Source organism: Leptolyngbya sp. CCNP1308 (assembly GCF_034932455.1).
Lineage (GTDB): Bacteria > Cyanobacteriota > Cyanobacteriia > Phormidesmidales > Phormidesmidaceae > Nodosilinea.
Genome location: NZ_JAYGIH010000004.1, coordinates 104648 through 119376, shown reverse-complemented (window position 1 = coordinate 119376; position 14729 = coordinate 104648). Strand labels below are relative to the sequence as shown.

Here is a 14729-nt window from a genome sequence, read left to right as displayed (position 1 = left end):
GAACGCTTTATGCCGTCAGAGAACCAGGGCCGTGAGCACGCAAGGCAATATTCCCGTGATCGATTTTTCACCGTTCTGGGCCAGTGACCCGGCGGGTAAGGCCCAGGTGGCCGCTGACATCTATCGAGCCTGCCATGGGGTGGGGTTTCTCTATCTCACCCACCACGGCATTCCCCAGGCGGCGATAGAGGGGGTTTTTGCGCGATCGCAGCAGTTCTTTGCCCTGCCTCTGGCCGAGAAACAGGCGATCGCCTGGGCCAGCGAAGTCAGCAACCGGGGCTACATCGGCCTAGAGCGAGAGCGATTGGACGAAACCCAGCCCGGCGATCTCAAAGAGGCCTTTAACCTGGGCCGAGAGGTCAGCGCCGAGGAAGCTAATAGGTTAGGCATTCCTCCGGTGCAGAATCTCTGGCCTGCTGGTCAGGCTGACTTTCGCACCACCCTGACCGATTTTTTTAACGCCTGTGCGACAGCGGCGGCCAGGCTGTTTCGCGCCTTTGCCCTAGCTCTGGAGATGCCAGAAGACTTTCTTCTCAACCGACACACGACTCGCAACTACACCCTCCGGCTGCTGCACTATCCGCCTTTGAACAGCCTCCCCAAACCAGGGCAAATTCGAGCCGGGGCGCACTCCGACTACGGCACCCTCACCCTGCTGTTTCAGGATGACGTGGGCGGCCTGGAAGTGCTCAGCACGCAGGGAGAGTGGATTTCAGCCCCAGCTATTCCCGGTGCCGTGCTAATCAACACCGGAGACTTGACCGAGCGCTGGAGCAACGGTGTGTTTCGCTCGACCCAGCACCGGGTAGGGCTACCCCAGGTAGACAAGGCCGGGCGCGATGGCCCCGCAGGGCCGGTTCTCAACCATCGCTACTCCATCGCCTTCTTCTGCGAGCCCGACTCCGAAGCTCTAATCACCTGCCTGCCCACCTGTCAGGGGCCAAACAACCCACCCAAGCATCCACCCATTACAGCGGGGGACTACTTGCTGAGCCGCCTACAGGCCACCTATTGAATGGGCGTTCTCCCCCGCTACCCACCCAGAAAACCCGGTACATTAAAGCTATCCGCACTGCAACGTTTCCTATGAGCCAAGATCCAACTACTTTAGACCCGACCGCCACCCCTCAGCCGCCCTCGGCCCCATCGTCTGCTGAAGCGCCCCCCAGTTTTGTCAAATTGGCCATGCGCAACATGGTTAAGAAGGGCGGCAAGTCGCTGTTTCACTTTTCGCTGACTGTGACTGCTCTGCTGAGCCTGCTGGTGGGCTTAGCCTACCTGACCCGTTAATTCCTATGACTGCAACGCTTTTCCCCCTGCCTACCCTAGAGGTGGCCCTAGACCCAGAGCATCCCGATGCCGAAATAATATCGACTGACGATTGGGAGACCTGGTTTACCCAGTGGGGCCAGCAGATGGCCCTGGAAGGGTCGCCGATTGGGGCCTACGAGCTGTCGCTCAAGCTGACGACCGACAGGGCGATCGCCGCCCTCAACCACCAGTTTCGCCATCTCGACCAGCCCACCGACGTGCTCTCCTTCGCCGCCCTCGAAACCGATTTTCCTCAGATAGACGAACTGCTGACCACAGAACCCCTCTATCTGGGCGACATTATTATTTCCCTAGACACCGCTGCCCGCCAAGCCGCAGAAGCAGGTCACTCCCTGCGTTGGGAAACAGCCTGGCTAGCCGCCCACGGATTCCTACACCTGCTGGGCTGGGATCACCCCGATGACCCGAGCCTAGTGGCAATGCTGGATAAACAAAGCGAATTGCTCACCGCCGCTGGGTTAAAGTCTGAAAAAGTAGGCTAGATTAGCCCTGATTCGCTCTCCACGGTACGGTATAGGGGCATATCGCCCAATGGCTTCTATCAGTAGTTATCTATGACCCTCTACAGCGAAAAATCTGAGACAGCGGTGTCGGTACCGGAGGCCAACCTCAGCCCGGTAAACCGATCGCTCTCCTGGAAGGTAGCCACCAATCTGCTAGTGAGCTTTAGGTATGCCTGGCAGGGAGCGGCCTACGCCTTTCGCACCCAGCGCAACTTTCGCATTCATGTGGTGGTCGGTAGCTTTGCGGTCAGTTTGGCGATCGCCCTGGGCCTTGCCCCGGTAGAACTAGCGGTCATTATTCTCACCTGCGGCATTGTGCTCACCATGGAGCTGGTCAACACCGCCCTAGAGTCGGTGGTCGATCTCACCGTCGAGCAGACCTACCACGAACTCGCTAAGATCGCCAAAGACTGCGCCGCCGCCGCCGTGCTGATTTCGGCGCTGATTTCGGTTTCGGTCGCCGCCTGCCTGCTGCTGCCGCCCCTGTGGCGGCTCCTGCAACCCCAATTCTTTTAGCCTCTCTTTTCTCGCCCTATTCTGCCTGCATCCATGATTTTGGTCATCGACAACTACGACAGCTTTACCTACAACCTGGTGCAGTACCTAGGCGAACTGGGGGCTGAACTGCCGGTGGCGAACGACCTGCGCGTGTTTCGCAACGACGAAATCACCGTGGATGAGATCATGTCTCTAAAGCCCGATGGCATCGTCATCTCCCCCGGCCCTGGCACCCCCGATGACTCAGGGGTTTCGCTGGAGATCATCGAAAAGCTTGGCCCCACCCTGCCCATCCTCGGCGTGTGCCTGGGCCACCAGAGCATCGGTCAGGTGTTTGGCGGCAACGTGGTGCGCGCCGCCGAGCTCATGCACGGCAAAACTTCCCCCGTATTCCACACTGGCGAGGGCGTGTTTGCCGGTCTAGAGAATCCCTTTTTGGCTACCCGCTACCACAGCCTGGTGATCGATCGCCCCACCTGCCCTGATGTCCTCGAAATTACCGCCTGGGTCGAAGACGGCACCATTATGGGCGTGCAGCACCGCGACTATCCGCACCTGCAAGGGGTGCAGTTCCATCCCGAAAGCATTCTCACCGAGTCAGGCCTGCAAATCCTGCGAAATTTTTTGGTATCGCTGCCGGTGCCTGTCGCAGCGTAGGGTGGGCACCGCCCACCATTAGGATGATGGTCTCATAGGATCACTGCGCAGAATCTAGCTGAGGCCTCTGCTGTTAAAGGTCACCTACTCACCCAAACCAACTCGCCAACTACAATTAGAGCTACAGCTTTTCCAGGGTTCTCAGCCATGAGCGTTGCCAAAAGCCCAGTTCGCTGGACCACCAAAGACATCGAAGCGCTCCCTGAAAATGAGTGGGTTCGCTACGAGATTATTGATGGAGAGCTGTTTGTGACTAGGTCGCCCCACCACAAGCACCAGCAGCTGGCTGGCCGTATTTTTGCCGCATTGGATAACTGGGCTTTCAGTTCTGGCCAAGGCGAGGCATCTATTATGCCGGGGCTGATTTTCTCTGATGCCGACAATGTTTCTCCTGATGTAGTCTGGGCAAGCACCGAGCGGATAGCCCAAATTCAAGACGAGGCAGGCCACTTCCAGGGATCACCAGAGTTGGTCGTAGAAGTGTTATCTCCGGGTAAAGCTAACGAAGACCGTGATCGTTCTGCCAAGCTCAAGCTCTACTCCATTCAAGGTGTCTTGGAATATTGGATCGTCGATCGCACCGCCCAGCGCATCGAGATCTACCGCCGTGAGCAGGCACAGCTGACCTTAACCACTACCCTCTTGGCCCAGGACACAATTACCTCAGAGCTGCTGCCGGGATTTGCGTACGGGGTGGCCCGCCTGTTTAACGTGCGGGGTTAGGTGGCAGTACAACGTCGGCACACCGGTCTTAAATGGTGGGCAGTGCCCACCCTACCAGAGGGGTTAAGCTATGGCGCAATCGCCTATTATCACTAGTCCTCTAGAAGCATTTCTAAACCAGGACAATATCGACGGCTCCCCAGCCTGGGAATTTATCCATGGGCAGGCCCAGCAAAAACCCATGCCCACTCTTTATCACTCTCGCCTCCAGCGCAACCTGGTCAACGCCATTAACGCCCAAACCACTGTCTATGAGGCGATTCAAGAACTGCGCTGCATTGTGCCACCGCTATCGCCTGTACCCGATATTGTGATTGTGGTCAGTGACCGTCTACCCGAAACAGATGGCCCCTTGCAGGGGGCACCAGACTGGTTAGTTGAAATCCGCTCTTCAAACCAGAGCACTCTAGAATTGCAGGCCAAAATTCTGCACTGCCTAGCCAACGGGACTCAACTGGCCTGGTTAATTGATATTCAGCGGCAACAAATTTGGGTGTGGCAAGGGGCAGAACTGCCGATTATCTGTGCTGGCCTCGATCCGCTGCCAACGTTAGGGACGCTGGAGGGGTTCACGGTAGATGCTGTTATGGCGCTGTCGCAGCAGCGCTAGGAGAGTCGAATATTCGTGTATGCAGCGGCTTGGGGCCGTACGACAGGAACCAAGAGTAGTAGAATACGAACAAGTTATTAACGTTTGTAACAGATCTCTCAGGAGTCAAGCATGGGCCGGAAGCAGGCGATCGTGATTGGGGCTGGGGTCGGCGGGCTATCCATGGGTATTCGCCTGCAAAGTCTGGGGTTTGACACTACCATCGTCGAGGCACTGGATGCCCCTGGTGGGCGGGCCTACGTGCGCCGCGAACAGGGCTTCACCTTTGACATGGGGCCAACGGTGATCACGGTGCCTCACTTTATTGAAGAGCTGTTTTCGCTGGAGCGCGATCGCGCCAACCTCACCGCCGAAGACTTTCCCTCCACCATCGTTGACGAAAACAAGCGCATTAAAGAAGGGATTTCGGGCGGCCCCAACACCAGCCGCTACGTGCAGATTGTCCCCATTCTGCCCTTCTACCGCATCTACTTTGACGACGGCACGTTTTTTGACTACGACGGCGACGAAGCAAACACCCATCGGCAAATTCTAGAACTGGGCGAACCGGGCGACCTGGAGGGCTACGAGCGCTTCCACGAGCAGTCGCGGGCGATCTTTGAGCGGGGCTTTTTAGAGCTGGGCTACACCCACTTTGGCGATGTCGGCACCATGCTCAAGGTCGCTCCCGACCTGCTCAAGCTCGACGCCGTGCGCAACTTGTTCCGCTTTAGCAGCCGCTACTTTAAAAGCGACAAGCTGCGCCAGGTGTTTACTTTTGAGCCGCTGCTGGTGGGCGGCAACCCCCTGTCGGTGCCCGCCATCTACGCCATGATCCACTTTGTCGAGAAAACCTGGGGCATCCACTTTGCCATGGGCGGTACCGGGGCGCTGGTGCAGGGCTTTGTGAAGAAGTTTGAGGATCTGGGCGGCAAGATCAAGTACAACGCCCCCGTGACTCAAATCAACGTCACCCGCAAGGACGGCAAGAAGGTCGCCACAGGCGTCACCCTGGGCGACGGCCTGACGATGACCGCCGATGTGGTCGTATCGAATGCCGACTGGGCCACCACCTACGGCAAACTGATCGATTCCAAGTACCGCTTCTGGAACAGCGACCTGCGGGTGAAGCTGTCCCAGCAGTCGATGTCGGTGTTTGTGATCTACTTTGGCTTTAAAGCCGACGGCAACGAAACCGACAAACTGCGCCACCACACCATCATTCTCGGCCCCCGCTACGAGGAGCTGCTGAAGGATATCTTTGGCCGCAAGATCTTCCCCAAGGATTTTTCTCAGTACCTGCACCTGCCCAGCCTCACCGATCCCTCCTTAGCGCCGCCCGGACATCACGCCGCCTATACCCTGCTGCCAATGCCCAACAACAAGTCGGGCATTGACTGGAACGAGATGGGCGATCGCCTGCGCGACATCGTCTTCGACTTCCTCGATGAGCGTGGCTACCTGCCCAACCTGCGGGAGCGGCTGGTGTGCCACAGCTACGTCACCCCCGACTACTTTGAAAACACCCTCGACGCCTACGCGGGCAATGCCTTTGGCCTTGAGCCTCTGCTAGTGCAGTCGGCCTTTTTCCGCCCCCACAACCGCAGCGAAGACATCAACGGTCTGTACCTGGTGGGAGCAGGCACCCAGCCCGGTGCGGGCACCCCCAGCGTGATGATGTCGGCCAAAATGACGGCGCGGCTGGTTGCCGAAGATTATGGCGTGGATGGGGCGATCGTCAGCGGTAAAGCCAGCCCCGAGCTGAGCGTTCGCTAGATCAGAGCCAATGTAGGGTGGGCAGTGCCCACCCGCTACTAGTGCAGGTTGATCGAGATACCCACTACTGTAAGCGGTGCATCGCGGTCTATGACTAGCCTGGGGAATGCGCAGGGTTAGGGTTCGCTAACACACCCTCTAGCCCCCTAGGCATCGACAAACCTAAAGCTGCCAAATCCAAAATCCAAACTTGGTATGTCCAGTTCCATGGCTGGCTCAAAATGGAGCAATAAACCAGCGGTTTGCGGTCTACACTAGGCTAGCCAAAGCTATACGTACTGTGTGGGAGTAAGAGAGTCATGAAACGGCGACAACTACTGGGTTACGCAGGGGCAGGGCTGGGTGCCACCCTGGGGCTAAGGCTAGTAGACTCCGCAGCCCAGGCCCAGACCGCAGGCGTCACCATTCGCAGCCTGGGCCACACGGCCTTTCTCTTTACCGGCGGCGGCCGGCGTATTTTGGTTAACCCCTTTCGCCGCATTGGCTGCACGGCAGGCTTCCCCTCTCCGGCTGTGCCCGCCGATATTGTCATGATCAGCAGCCGCCTATTCGACGAAGGCTATCTTGATGGCCTGCCCGGCGAACCGCGCGTGCTCACCGACCCCGGCGTCTACGACTTTGAAAACCTGCGAGTGCAGGGCATTCTCACCCCCCACGATCGCCAGGGCGGGCGGCGCTTCGGCAACAACACCGTCTGGAAGTGGACCCAGGGCGGCGTTACCATCATCCACATGGGCGGAGCCGCCGCACCCCTGGGCGTAGAAGAGCAAATTTTGCTGGGTCGTCCCGACGTTATGCTGGTGCCCGTGGGCGGTGGCCCCAAGGCCTACACGGCCGCTGAAGCCGTCCAGGCGGTACAGGTGCTCAAGCCTAAAATTGCTATTCCAACTCACTACTTGACCACCGTTGCTGGCGAGAGTTGCGAACTCTCCCCCGTGGATGAGTTTTTAAGCCTGATGCAGGGTACGCCGGTAACCCGCGCCACCAGCGGCTCCCTGGGCGTACGGCCCAACGACCTGCCCAGCCAGGGGATGCGCATTCAGGTCTACCAATATCCCAGAGCTTAAATCTCTGCCCCAGCGATCGCGGTTCTGCGGTGAAAGCCAATATTCCTTAGCATTTACAACAGAAACCCGATCGCCACCCCTACCAAATTTTCCCCTCGCCATGGCAACCTCCTACGCCCACCGTCGTCAGCGTGCAATGGAACTGATTGGCGGCGGCACGGCCCTCTTCGCCAGTGCCCCCCCAGCGGTGATGCACAACGATGTGGACTACCCCTTTCGCCAAGACAGCAATTTTTACTACCTGACCGGCTTTAATGAGCCTGGAGCGGTAGCGGTGCTGGCTCCCCACCACGACGAACACAAATTTGTGCTGTTTGTGCGGCCTAAGGATCCTGAGAAAGAGACCTGGTCGGGCTACCGGGTCGGGGTCGAAAAAGCGAAGGAAAAGTTTGGGGCCGACGAGGTCTACCCCATCGCCGAACTCGACGAGCACCTGCCCAAGTATTTAGAAAAGGCCGATCGCCTCTACTACCACTTCGGCCACGACCAGGCGCTCAATAACAAGGTGATGCGCCACTGGCAGCGGCTGCTGGCCACCTACTACAAGCGCGGCACCGGCCCCGTTGCGATCGAAGACGCTACCATGATGATGCAGACCCTGCGGCGGGTGAAGTCGGCAGAGGAGCTGGATTTGTTGAGACGGGCGATCGCGATCGCCGCCAAAGCCCACAACCACGCCCACGACATCACCCGCCCCGGTCGCTACGAGTACGAAATTCAGGCCGAGATGGAGCACATCTTTCGCCTGGAGGGGGCGATGGGGCCAGCCTACACCTCCATCGTGGCCTCGGGGGTGAACGCCTGCATTCTGCACTATGTCGAAAACAACTGCCAAATGCAAGAGGGGGACCTGCTGCTGATCGACGCGGGCTGCGCCTACGACTACTACAACGCCGATATCACCCGCACCTTTCCGGTGGGGGGGCGCTTTAGCGACGAACAGCGGATTTTGTATGAACTGGTGCTGGAGGCACAGCTGCGGGCGATCGCCGCCGTCAAACCCGGTGCCCCCTTCAACGAATTTCACGATGCCGCCACCCGCACGATCACCGAGGGACTGGTGGAACTGGGTCTGCTGTCGGGCAATGTGGACACCCTGATTGAAGAGAAAAAGCACAAGGCCTTTTTCATGCACGGCACGGGGCACTTCCTCGGGCTGGATGTCCACGACGCGGGCATTTTGCGCAACCCCGACAAAACCTGGAAGCCCTTTGCAGTGGGCAACGTAGTCACCGTCGAGCCAGGGATCTACATCTCTCCCACCTACGAGCCAGTGGAGGGGCAGCCTCAAATTGACGATCGCTGGCGGGGTATTGGCATTCGCATCGAAGACGATGTGTTGGTGACTGAGAACGGTTGTGAGGTGCTGACCGCAGCCGTGCCCAAAGCCCTAGAAGATATGGAACGTTGAGGAATTGGTGAAACCATGATTGGCACTCAATCAACTGCAAAAACCGTGTTTCTGCTGGCCTCTATGGTGGGCTGGCTGATTGTGGGAGCAGCGCTGATGTACCTCTTTCCGGCGATCGCCGATGGGCTGGTGGGCAGCGATCTCACCCACCTGTGGATGACCAATCTGGCCCGCAGTGGCTACAACCCAACCCTGGGCTGGGCCGGAGGCGGCACAACCCTGACACTAACAGTAGCGGGCAACTGGGTGTGGTATCAGTATTTTGAAGGCAAACATTAGGGCCATATTTTGACGGGTGAGAAGGCCTGTGAGTTTAGAGAAAGTTGGTGGGGCGATCGCGCAAACAGTCCCCATCCTCTGCTAGAATATAAAACTGCAAATGCAGCACGGGCGATTAGCTCAGTTGGTAGAGCGCCTGCCTTACAAGCAGCCCTACACAAGAATTATTTTTGTAAAACTTAATAGAACCCTTTGCAATCTAGGGACAGGATTCCGTAAATGGGGTCATTTGTGATTAGGCTACCATAAAAAATAGGCCAACGCTAGTCCAAAAAAGAGACCCCACTAGACTAAGCAATATTCTTCCAATTCGCACCGCTGAGGATTGCGTGCACACCTCCCCGCGAGCCCCCAAACTCTGCGCGCAGCTCAGGTACTCCCCATCCTTCCTCATTGGCGAGCTTTCTCATCTCGGCTACTTGCTCGCGCGTGTATACGCTTCTAACATTGTCCTCGCCAGATTTGGCGTAGGCCCCTACCACTTGATTTCTGCCCTTGCGGAACGCATCGAGATTATTGTCGCGAGCTGTTCCTAGAAAGAGATGATGAGGATTGACGCAAGGAGGGTTGTCGCAGCGGTGACATGTGAACAGCTTTCCAGGGTCATGATTGTGCTCTAGAGCGTAACTTAGACGATGGACAATAAACCTTATCTGCTTGCCATTGATACGGATTACAAATGTGCCGTAGCCTTTCTGGTTACGGGTACCTTGCCATTCCCAACACTCGTCCCGTTCACCCTTAACTACTCTGTTCCACAGGCGTTTCTCCCATTCGGTTACAGGTAGTTCAACGCGCTTAAAGCTTAGGGTTTGAATACTCATAAAATTATCCTTTAAATAAAATAAAGCCGGGAAGGCCCGGCTGTTTGGTCTTAAGCAGCGATGTCTTTTCTTCGCTTGCCCAAGCGGATGTGGCTGACACAGCTTGGGGATACCCCGAACTCCTTAGCAATGAAACCGTTGGTACCACCTTCGGCAATCCGTCGCTTGATTTCAAAGACAACCTCATCAGGCAACTTGCCGCGGACGGCCCCAGCAGCGATTCGATCGGCTGCGTTGTCAGCGCCATTACCGCTGTACAAGTGGTCAGGTCTCCAGCAACTTGGGTTGTTGCAGCGATGTAGTGCCCACTCACTATCTTTTAGCGGGCCATTGAAGAAGAAATAACTTAGGCGATGAAGTCGATAGCTCTTGCCGAAAGCGTTCAATAAGCCATAGCCATCTGGGTCTTTTCGGTGATAGTCCCAACAACCGCCAACGGGCTGGTTTGCGATTAGTTCTGGGAGCTTAGCCTCGAAATATCTTAAAGCTCCTTCTAGGGGAGAAAGAGATTTTATCTCCTCTCTAAGCTCAGCGAGTTTAGCGGAATTAAAGTGCATATTTTTTGCATGTAAAAACTATGCCCCTAAACTCTCACAAAGCACCCAAGCAAGTCTGGTCAACCTATTTTGTACGGTTGTATATATCTAAGAATTAGAAAGCCCAGCTGAAGCTGGGCGACACCGTTTTAACATGCTATTCAATTTTAGCAGGAATCGAAAAATGTGGTTTTGTAGGTACTCTCAACTCGTTGGCCTCGAAAAGCGTCTCTCGGCGGCTGAGGAAATAAATGCCGCGCAGACTCGGGCACTTGAAAAGAATCAGAAATCTCTCTTCCTGATTATGGCTGGCCTGTGCTTATCGCTATGCCTTCGCTTTGGCCTTCAGAGCATGCAGGAAGAAGACAAGAAGTTTGCTTATGACTTCCTCAGGCTTATGATGGGCGCGAGCGGTCTAACGGTAGCTGCGAAGGCTGTTCTCAAGTTGGCTCTTGATGTTAGGGTTGGCCGATTATAGGTTTTACTTGGCAGGCAATGTGAAGCTTTGGCTTTCTTGAGATATAAAGCTTAAATCTGAACTGATGTACTTTAAATATGCCACATCTTTAAAAGTTCGCTTATTATCTGAAGAGACAAACCCGTAAGCTTCCTCCAGGTTTAAGTTTTTAAAAAAACCAAGTCCTTTCAATGCTTTTATGGGCACGTCAAACATGTCTATTTCCTGCAACCACCGGATCCGCTCGTCGAATGAATCCTCAAAATAAAAAATAATCTCTGGTACCGCAATAAATTCAAAGCGATAACCTTGAAAAGTATAGGCGGGAACTATTAGCGGTTTATATTCTTTCTCATCAGAAGCGCAGTAGGTTTCTAGCTCTATCCAGGAGTTTCTGACTTTTTGAGAATATCTTTTTCGGCTTGATTTAGCTAAAATAGAAAAGTCATTGAGATTTGTGACGACGACGACACAGCGATTGCCTAAATCGTCTGTGTATTCTCCGGCAATAATGGAACGAATGACCGGGAATAAAAAAGTATTTTTATTTAAAACTTTTAGTAATCGCTTTATTTCTCGATTTACCTCAGCTTCTTTAGGAAGGTAATTTTTTACCTTCCGCCCATTCAGCTCGGGTTCAAATAATCTTATGTAAAACTGTTCCTTTTCGTCAAGTTCTAGTGTGAGTACTGTTTTCCAATAGATTCGGTGCCGTAACTTTTTGTTAGATCTGATTAACTGTGGGTAACGGTGATGGCCTCGGCCTAACCATCGATTTTGTAAATTTCTAGCTTTACCCACATACCAGACAAAGTTTTCACTATCTACAACTACATAAATCCCTGATTCTGCTGGAAGCCTACCGCGCTCCAAAAAGTCAACGCACTTCCAATCCTGCCACTCCATCCACTTAGACCTAATAAGGTGCTACTGCGCCTTTAGTATTCCCATCCTTTTCAAGGATACTTAAATAGTTTAGCCACAATTGTAAGTGACAGGTGAGCATCAATATTTGCAGTCAAGCTAGGCTGCCTTCGCAAGTTTGGCTCGTAATCCAACCACCGTTAACCCAACAACTTCCTGGGTTGCTTCGTCATAGCGAAGCACAATCCCATCGCCAATATCGATCGCAATGGCAGGACGAGCTTCACCTACCGATAGGTACAAGACATCCGCTTCGTCGTCATAGTCTCAACTGGCTTGGTTAGATGCTTGCAGGATTTTTAGCTTGCGGCTCTGGAGTAATTGCACTACAACCATTTTGCCTATCACCGTCTAACAGACCAGTGCCTGTTGTCGCCATCATAGTCATACTCTTTATGTAAATTATGATGGCCGCTTAGCCGCCCAGATAGCAGTTGGTGCGCGAGCGTTAGGGTATCTTCACCCTTTATTGCACGGACATCATTTCTAATGAGGCTTAGGGCGTTATGCATCGATGTAAATTACCTGCTCTGTAGCTGAGAATAAGAAACTACTAGAGGATTGCCAGAAGATTAACTGCTGAAGAAATCCTCCAACCGCAGGCGTTTCACGGGTCAGCGTTCCACCCTCTCCAAGGAAGGTGGCAGAGCTGTCCTGGTCGTTCCAGATGTCGTTGTCCTCCCAATCTTCTGAGTCGCCCCAGACAGCATCTACGGCTTCAGCGTTTAGGATGCCGTAGCGGACTACCCGAACAGGCTCACCTTCAGCAGCAGCTTCTAGGGTCATCCCAGCAACTCGGCCAGCGTGAGTACGGTTTGATGCGCTGGCGTATACAACATTGTCATCACCATCAAAGACAACCGCGCGCAGAGCCTGTAAGTCAGCACCAGCGGTCTCAGTCGTGACGATCGCATCGAATGTAGGTCGATAGGCCGCGCCACCAGTCGTAACTGAGATGTTAGGAGTAGGCCTAGGTGTAACCTGAATCATTTGGTTAGCAGGACGATTAACCGCGACCTGAACGACTCTTGGGGGAGTAATACTAGACACTTACGGTTACCCCAGCCACGACGAGAACTTCTCCAGCGAGGAAGCGATTTACAACATTCTCAGGATGACTGTCATAGACAATCAGATCCCAGTAATAGGGTTTTCTGCCAGGGATTAGAAATTCAACTTCATCAGAGCCAATACCATAATCTCGCTCATCCCAATCGTCAACTTTCAGGTAGCTCAGCGGATGAACGTTAGGGGTTAGAACCAGGGTTTTTTCACTGGGCATTGTGAGAACAATCTTGCCATCAGCGGCGGGTTGCTCGATAAAGGTTGTGAAGGGAATTCGAGGGCTACTGGGGTGTAGATGTTTCGTCATTTCGGCTCTAACACCGAGACCAGTCAAGTCTAAATCCATATCAAGAAATAGACCGAATGTACATCCTTGTTCGACAACAAGATTGTGGACACCACTTGCGACTGCCATAAGAGAAAGGCTCCGGGATTAATTTCCTAGAGCCTATCTATTTGGGTATTCTATTGTCTGCTCAATCTATGGTCTTAGTTTGTCCCCAGAACGTAAGCAAAACTTAGACTTTGATCTCCCACCATCTCTACAAGCTTTGTGTATTTCTTAACTATTTGGGCACACAAAGTCAGAGCGAACCCAGGCAACCCATTGGTTTGTGCCTACCTGAGACCAAGATTCTCCCCGTGAATTTTGGACGACTTCAGATACAGATATAATAGATTGGCCAAAGTCATCTCCCTCCGCTATAGAATAGCCAACTCTTGAGAAGGTGTTGTCAACGGCAGCACCTCCAGAGCCAACTTGCACCAATCCTTTGGCGTGATTTGTTCCTGGGCCAGTTCTTAAATTCACTCTTGACCCTGGATTTCTTGTGCAAATGCGATAGGAAGTGGGTTCGCTAGTTTCCTGTGCCAAACTGGGAATTGCTATGCTGCCGACAAAACCAAGGGCCAGCAAACAACTAATACCAAAGCTAGTTTTTCTCATCAGTTCAACCTATTAACAATAATTCAATTTAAGACTAGTTCTTCTTACGCAGGTCGCGGCTGTGGCTTTATAGCCAAGTCAGAATAGTTGTTGGCCTTAGACCACGTTCTTCTGCTAATTGACGAGCTGTATGCTCTGGGAAGAATTCCTCTTCATAAAGATATAGCACAGTTCCTGTATCCCTAAGCACCGCTCTTCGTAACGTTTATACCTGTTTTAAGTAAGGCTTTATAAATGAGTTGATTTCATTTACCTGGCTTAGAGTGCCTATAAAGTTTGTCAAGCTGGCGAAGAGCACATCCCTATCAATGTGATCTTCCATCAGCGCAGGGGCCCCGGCTTTAATCAGCCTACTCACGCCATCCTCAAAAGAATTTAGCTCCAGCTCACTTACCATGAGACCCAACACGACCGTTCCCCGCTAGCGGGCTGGTGGATGAAAACCTCAAACGAAACTAGTTGGCTACTGGGGTGAAAGTGTTTTGTGAACTGAGCCCGCGCCCCTAAAATTGTTAGGTCAAGATCAAGGTCGAGGACAATCCCGAAGGTCGCGCCCTGCATGAGTGTCATATTATAAAGTCCGTCTGAACGGCCATTGAAAAAGCTCTGGAGAAGTATTCTCTAGAGCTTATCGATTGAACTATTCAGTTGTCTGATAAACTTTGAATCTAGCTTATCCATGAACTAAAACAGCTCGTAGCACCTTTTGTAAAAGCTTTTGAATATTTCTAACTCATCAATGAACCATACAGAAAACCCAACGGCCTCCAACCGCTGAGCTGCCTGCCTAGCCTCGCGCTCGCCGCTTACTGGTGTGAGGCCTGCAATCACAAGGATCTTGTCTGGGCGAGCTTTTAGGTAGGTCGTCAGCTGTCCAGCAGCTTCAAACAAGTTTGATCGAGTAAGAACCTTTTTACACTCAATAAGATAAATATGCGCAACCAGATCAGCTTTCCCACCCCCTTCAATCGGAACTTCTGTAGCAGCCTCATACCCATGCACCTTAAAGAAGGTGAACAGGAACTCCTGCAGGGAGTATTCGCTGGGGAAGTACATAAGCAGTTATCTGAAGTTGGGCACTCTGAATTCAACATTCGGGTGCCGACATGGTCAGATGGAGTAAGGTCGGCTCAGGTACTGGG

General features: G+C 53.5%; 17 protein-coding genes and 1 pseudogene. 11 read left to right on the top strand and 7 right to left on the bottom strand.

Annotated features, from left to right (window positions below; genetic code table 11):
- The first annotated feature begins 31 nt into the window (after positions 1 to 31).
- The 11 genes from VB780_RS03645 to VB780_RS03595 all read left to right on the top strand — a co-directional run bounded on the left by VB780_RS03645 (position 32) and on the right by VB780_RS03595 (position 8835).
- A complete protein-coding gene (locus tag VB780_RS03645; RefSeq protein WP_323349781.1) occupies positions 32 to 1015 on the top strand; it encodes an isopenicillin N synthase family dioxygenase in 984 nt (327 codons plus the stop codon).
- Positions 1016 to 1086: 71 nt separating this feature from the next.
- Positions 1087 to 1290, top strand: coding sequence for a DUF3285 domain-containing protein (locus tag VB780_RS03640; protein ID WP_323349780.1), 204 nt, complete (start codon positions 1087 to 1089; stop codon positions 1288 to 1290).
- A 5-nt stretch (positions 1291 to 1295) separates the two neighbouring features.
- Entirely contained in the window at positions 1296 to 1814 is a 519-nt protein-coding gene (gene ybeY, locus VB780_RS03635; protein ID WP_323349779.1) for an rRNA maturation RNase YbeY, read from the top strand.
- 72 nt (positions 1815 to 1886) lie between these two features.
- On the top strand, positions 1887 to 2351 hold the full coding sequence (locus tag VB780_RS03630; protein ID WP_323349778.1) for a diacylglycerol kinase family protein: 465 nt from the start codon (positions 1887 to 1889) through the stop codon (positions 2349 to 2351).
- A gap of 33 nt (positions 2352 to 2384) precedes the next feature.
- Positions 2385 to 2990 (top strand): aminodeoxychorismate/anthranilate synthase component II, encoded by a 606-nt coding sequence (locus tag VB780_RS03625; RefSeq protein ID WP_323349777.1) that lies wholly within the window; start codon positions 2385 to 2387, stop codon positions 2988 to 2990.
- Between the two features lie 147 nt (positions 2991 to 3137).
- Positions 3138 to 3713, top strand: a complete 576-nt coding sequence (locus VB780_RS03620) for a Uma2 family endonuclease (RefSeq protein WP_323349776.1) — start codon at positions 3138 to 3140, stop codon at positions 3711 to 3713.
- A gap of 70 nt (positions 3714 to 3783) precedes the next feature.
- Entirely contained in the window at positions 3784 to 4323 is a 540-nt protein-coding gene (locus VB780_RS03615; RefSeq protein WP_323349775.1) for a Uma2 family endonuclease, read from the top strand.
- A gap of 111 nt (positions 4324 to 4434) precedes the next feature.
- Entirely contained in the window at positions 4435 to 6078 is a 1644-nt protein-coding gene (crtI, locus tag VB780_RS03610; protein WP_323349774.1) for a phytoene desaturase family protein, read from the top strand.
- A gap of 299 nt (positions 6079 to 6377) precedes the next feature.
- Positions 6378 to 7145: an MBL fold metallo-hydrolase gene (locus VB780_RS03605; protein ID WP_323349773.1), complete on the top strand. Its 768-nt coding sequence runs from the start codon at positions 6378 to 6380 to the stop codon at positions 7143 to 7145.
- A 100-nt stretch (positions 7146 to 7245) separates the two neighbouring features.
- Positions 7246 to 8556 carry an aminopeptidase P N-terminal domain-containing protein gene (locus VB780_RS03600; protein ID WP_323349772.1) on the top strand — a complete coding sequence of 437 codons (1311 nt, stop codon included), beginning with the start codon at positions 7246 to 7248 and terminating at the stop codon, positions 8554 to 8556.
- 15 nt (positions 8557 to 8571) lie between these two features.
- The gene (locus VB780_RS03595) at positions 8572 to 8835 is read left to right on the top strand and encodes a hypothetical protein (RefSeq protein WP_323349771.1); all 264 of its coding nucleotides are present in this window, start codon (positions 8572 to 8574) and stop codon (positions 8833 to 8835) included.
- Between the two features lie 290 nt (positions 8836 to 9125).
- On the opposite strand, the gene VB780_RS03590 is transcribed toward VB780_RS03595, so the two are convergent.
- The 7 genes and pseudogenes from VB780_RS03590 to VB780_RS03565 form a co-directional block, all read right to left on the bottom strand.
- A complete protein-coding gene (locus tag VB780_RS03590) occupies positions 9126 to 9659 on the bottom strand; it encodes an HNH endonuclease (RefSeq protein ID WP_323349770.1) in 534 nt (177 codons plus the stop codon).
- Between the two features lie 50 nt (positions 9660 to 9709).
- Positions 9710 to 10216: an HNH endonuclease gene (locus tag VB780_RS03585; RefSeq protein WP_323349769.1), complete on the bottom strand. Its 507-nt coding sequence runs from the start codon at positions 10214 to 10216 to the stop codon at positions 9710 to 9712.
- Positions 10217 to 10676: 460 nt separating this feature from the next.
- Positions 10677 to 11558 carry a GIY-YIG nuclease family protein gene (locus tag VB780_RS03580; RefSeq protein ID WP_323349768.1) on the bottom strand — a complete coding sequence of 294 codons (882 nt, stop codon included), beginning with the start codon at positions 11556 to 11558 and terminating at the stop codon, positions 10677 to 10679.
- 117 nt (positions 11559 to 11675) lie between these two features.
- Positions 11676 to 11831, bottom strand: a pseudogene (locus tag VB780_RS31315) (DUF2283 domain-containing protein); the annotation flags it as partial.
- 249 nt (positions 11832 to 12080) lie between these two features.
- A complete protein-coding gene (locus VB780_RS03575; RefSeq protein ID WP_323349767.1) occupies positions 12081 to 12566 on the bottom strand; it encodes a hypothetical protein in 486 nt (161 codons plus the stop codon).
- A gap of 52 nt (positions 12567 to 12618) precedes the next feature.
- Positions 12619 to 13056 (bottom strand): hypothetical protein, encoded by a 438-nt coding sequence (locus tag VB780_RS03570; RefSeq protein ID WP_323349766.1) that lies wholly within the window; start codon positions 13054 to 13056, stop codon positions 12619 to 12621.
- A gap of 1215 nt (positions 13057 to 14271) precedes the next feature.
- The gene (locus VB780_RS03565; RefSeq protein WP_323349765.1) at positions 14272 to 14643 is read right to left on the bottom strand and encodes a hypothetical protein; all 372 of its coding nucleotides are present in this window, start codon (positions 14641 to 14643) and stop codon (positions 14272 to 14274) included.
- Between the last annotated feature and the right edge of the window lie 86 nt (positions 14644 to 14729).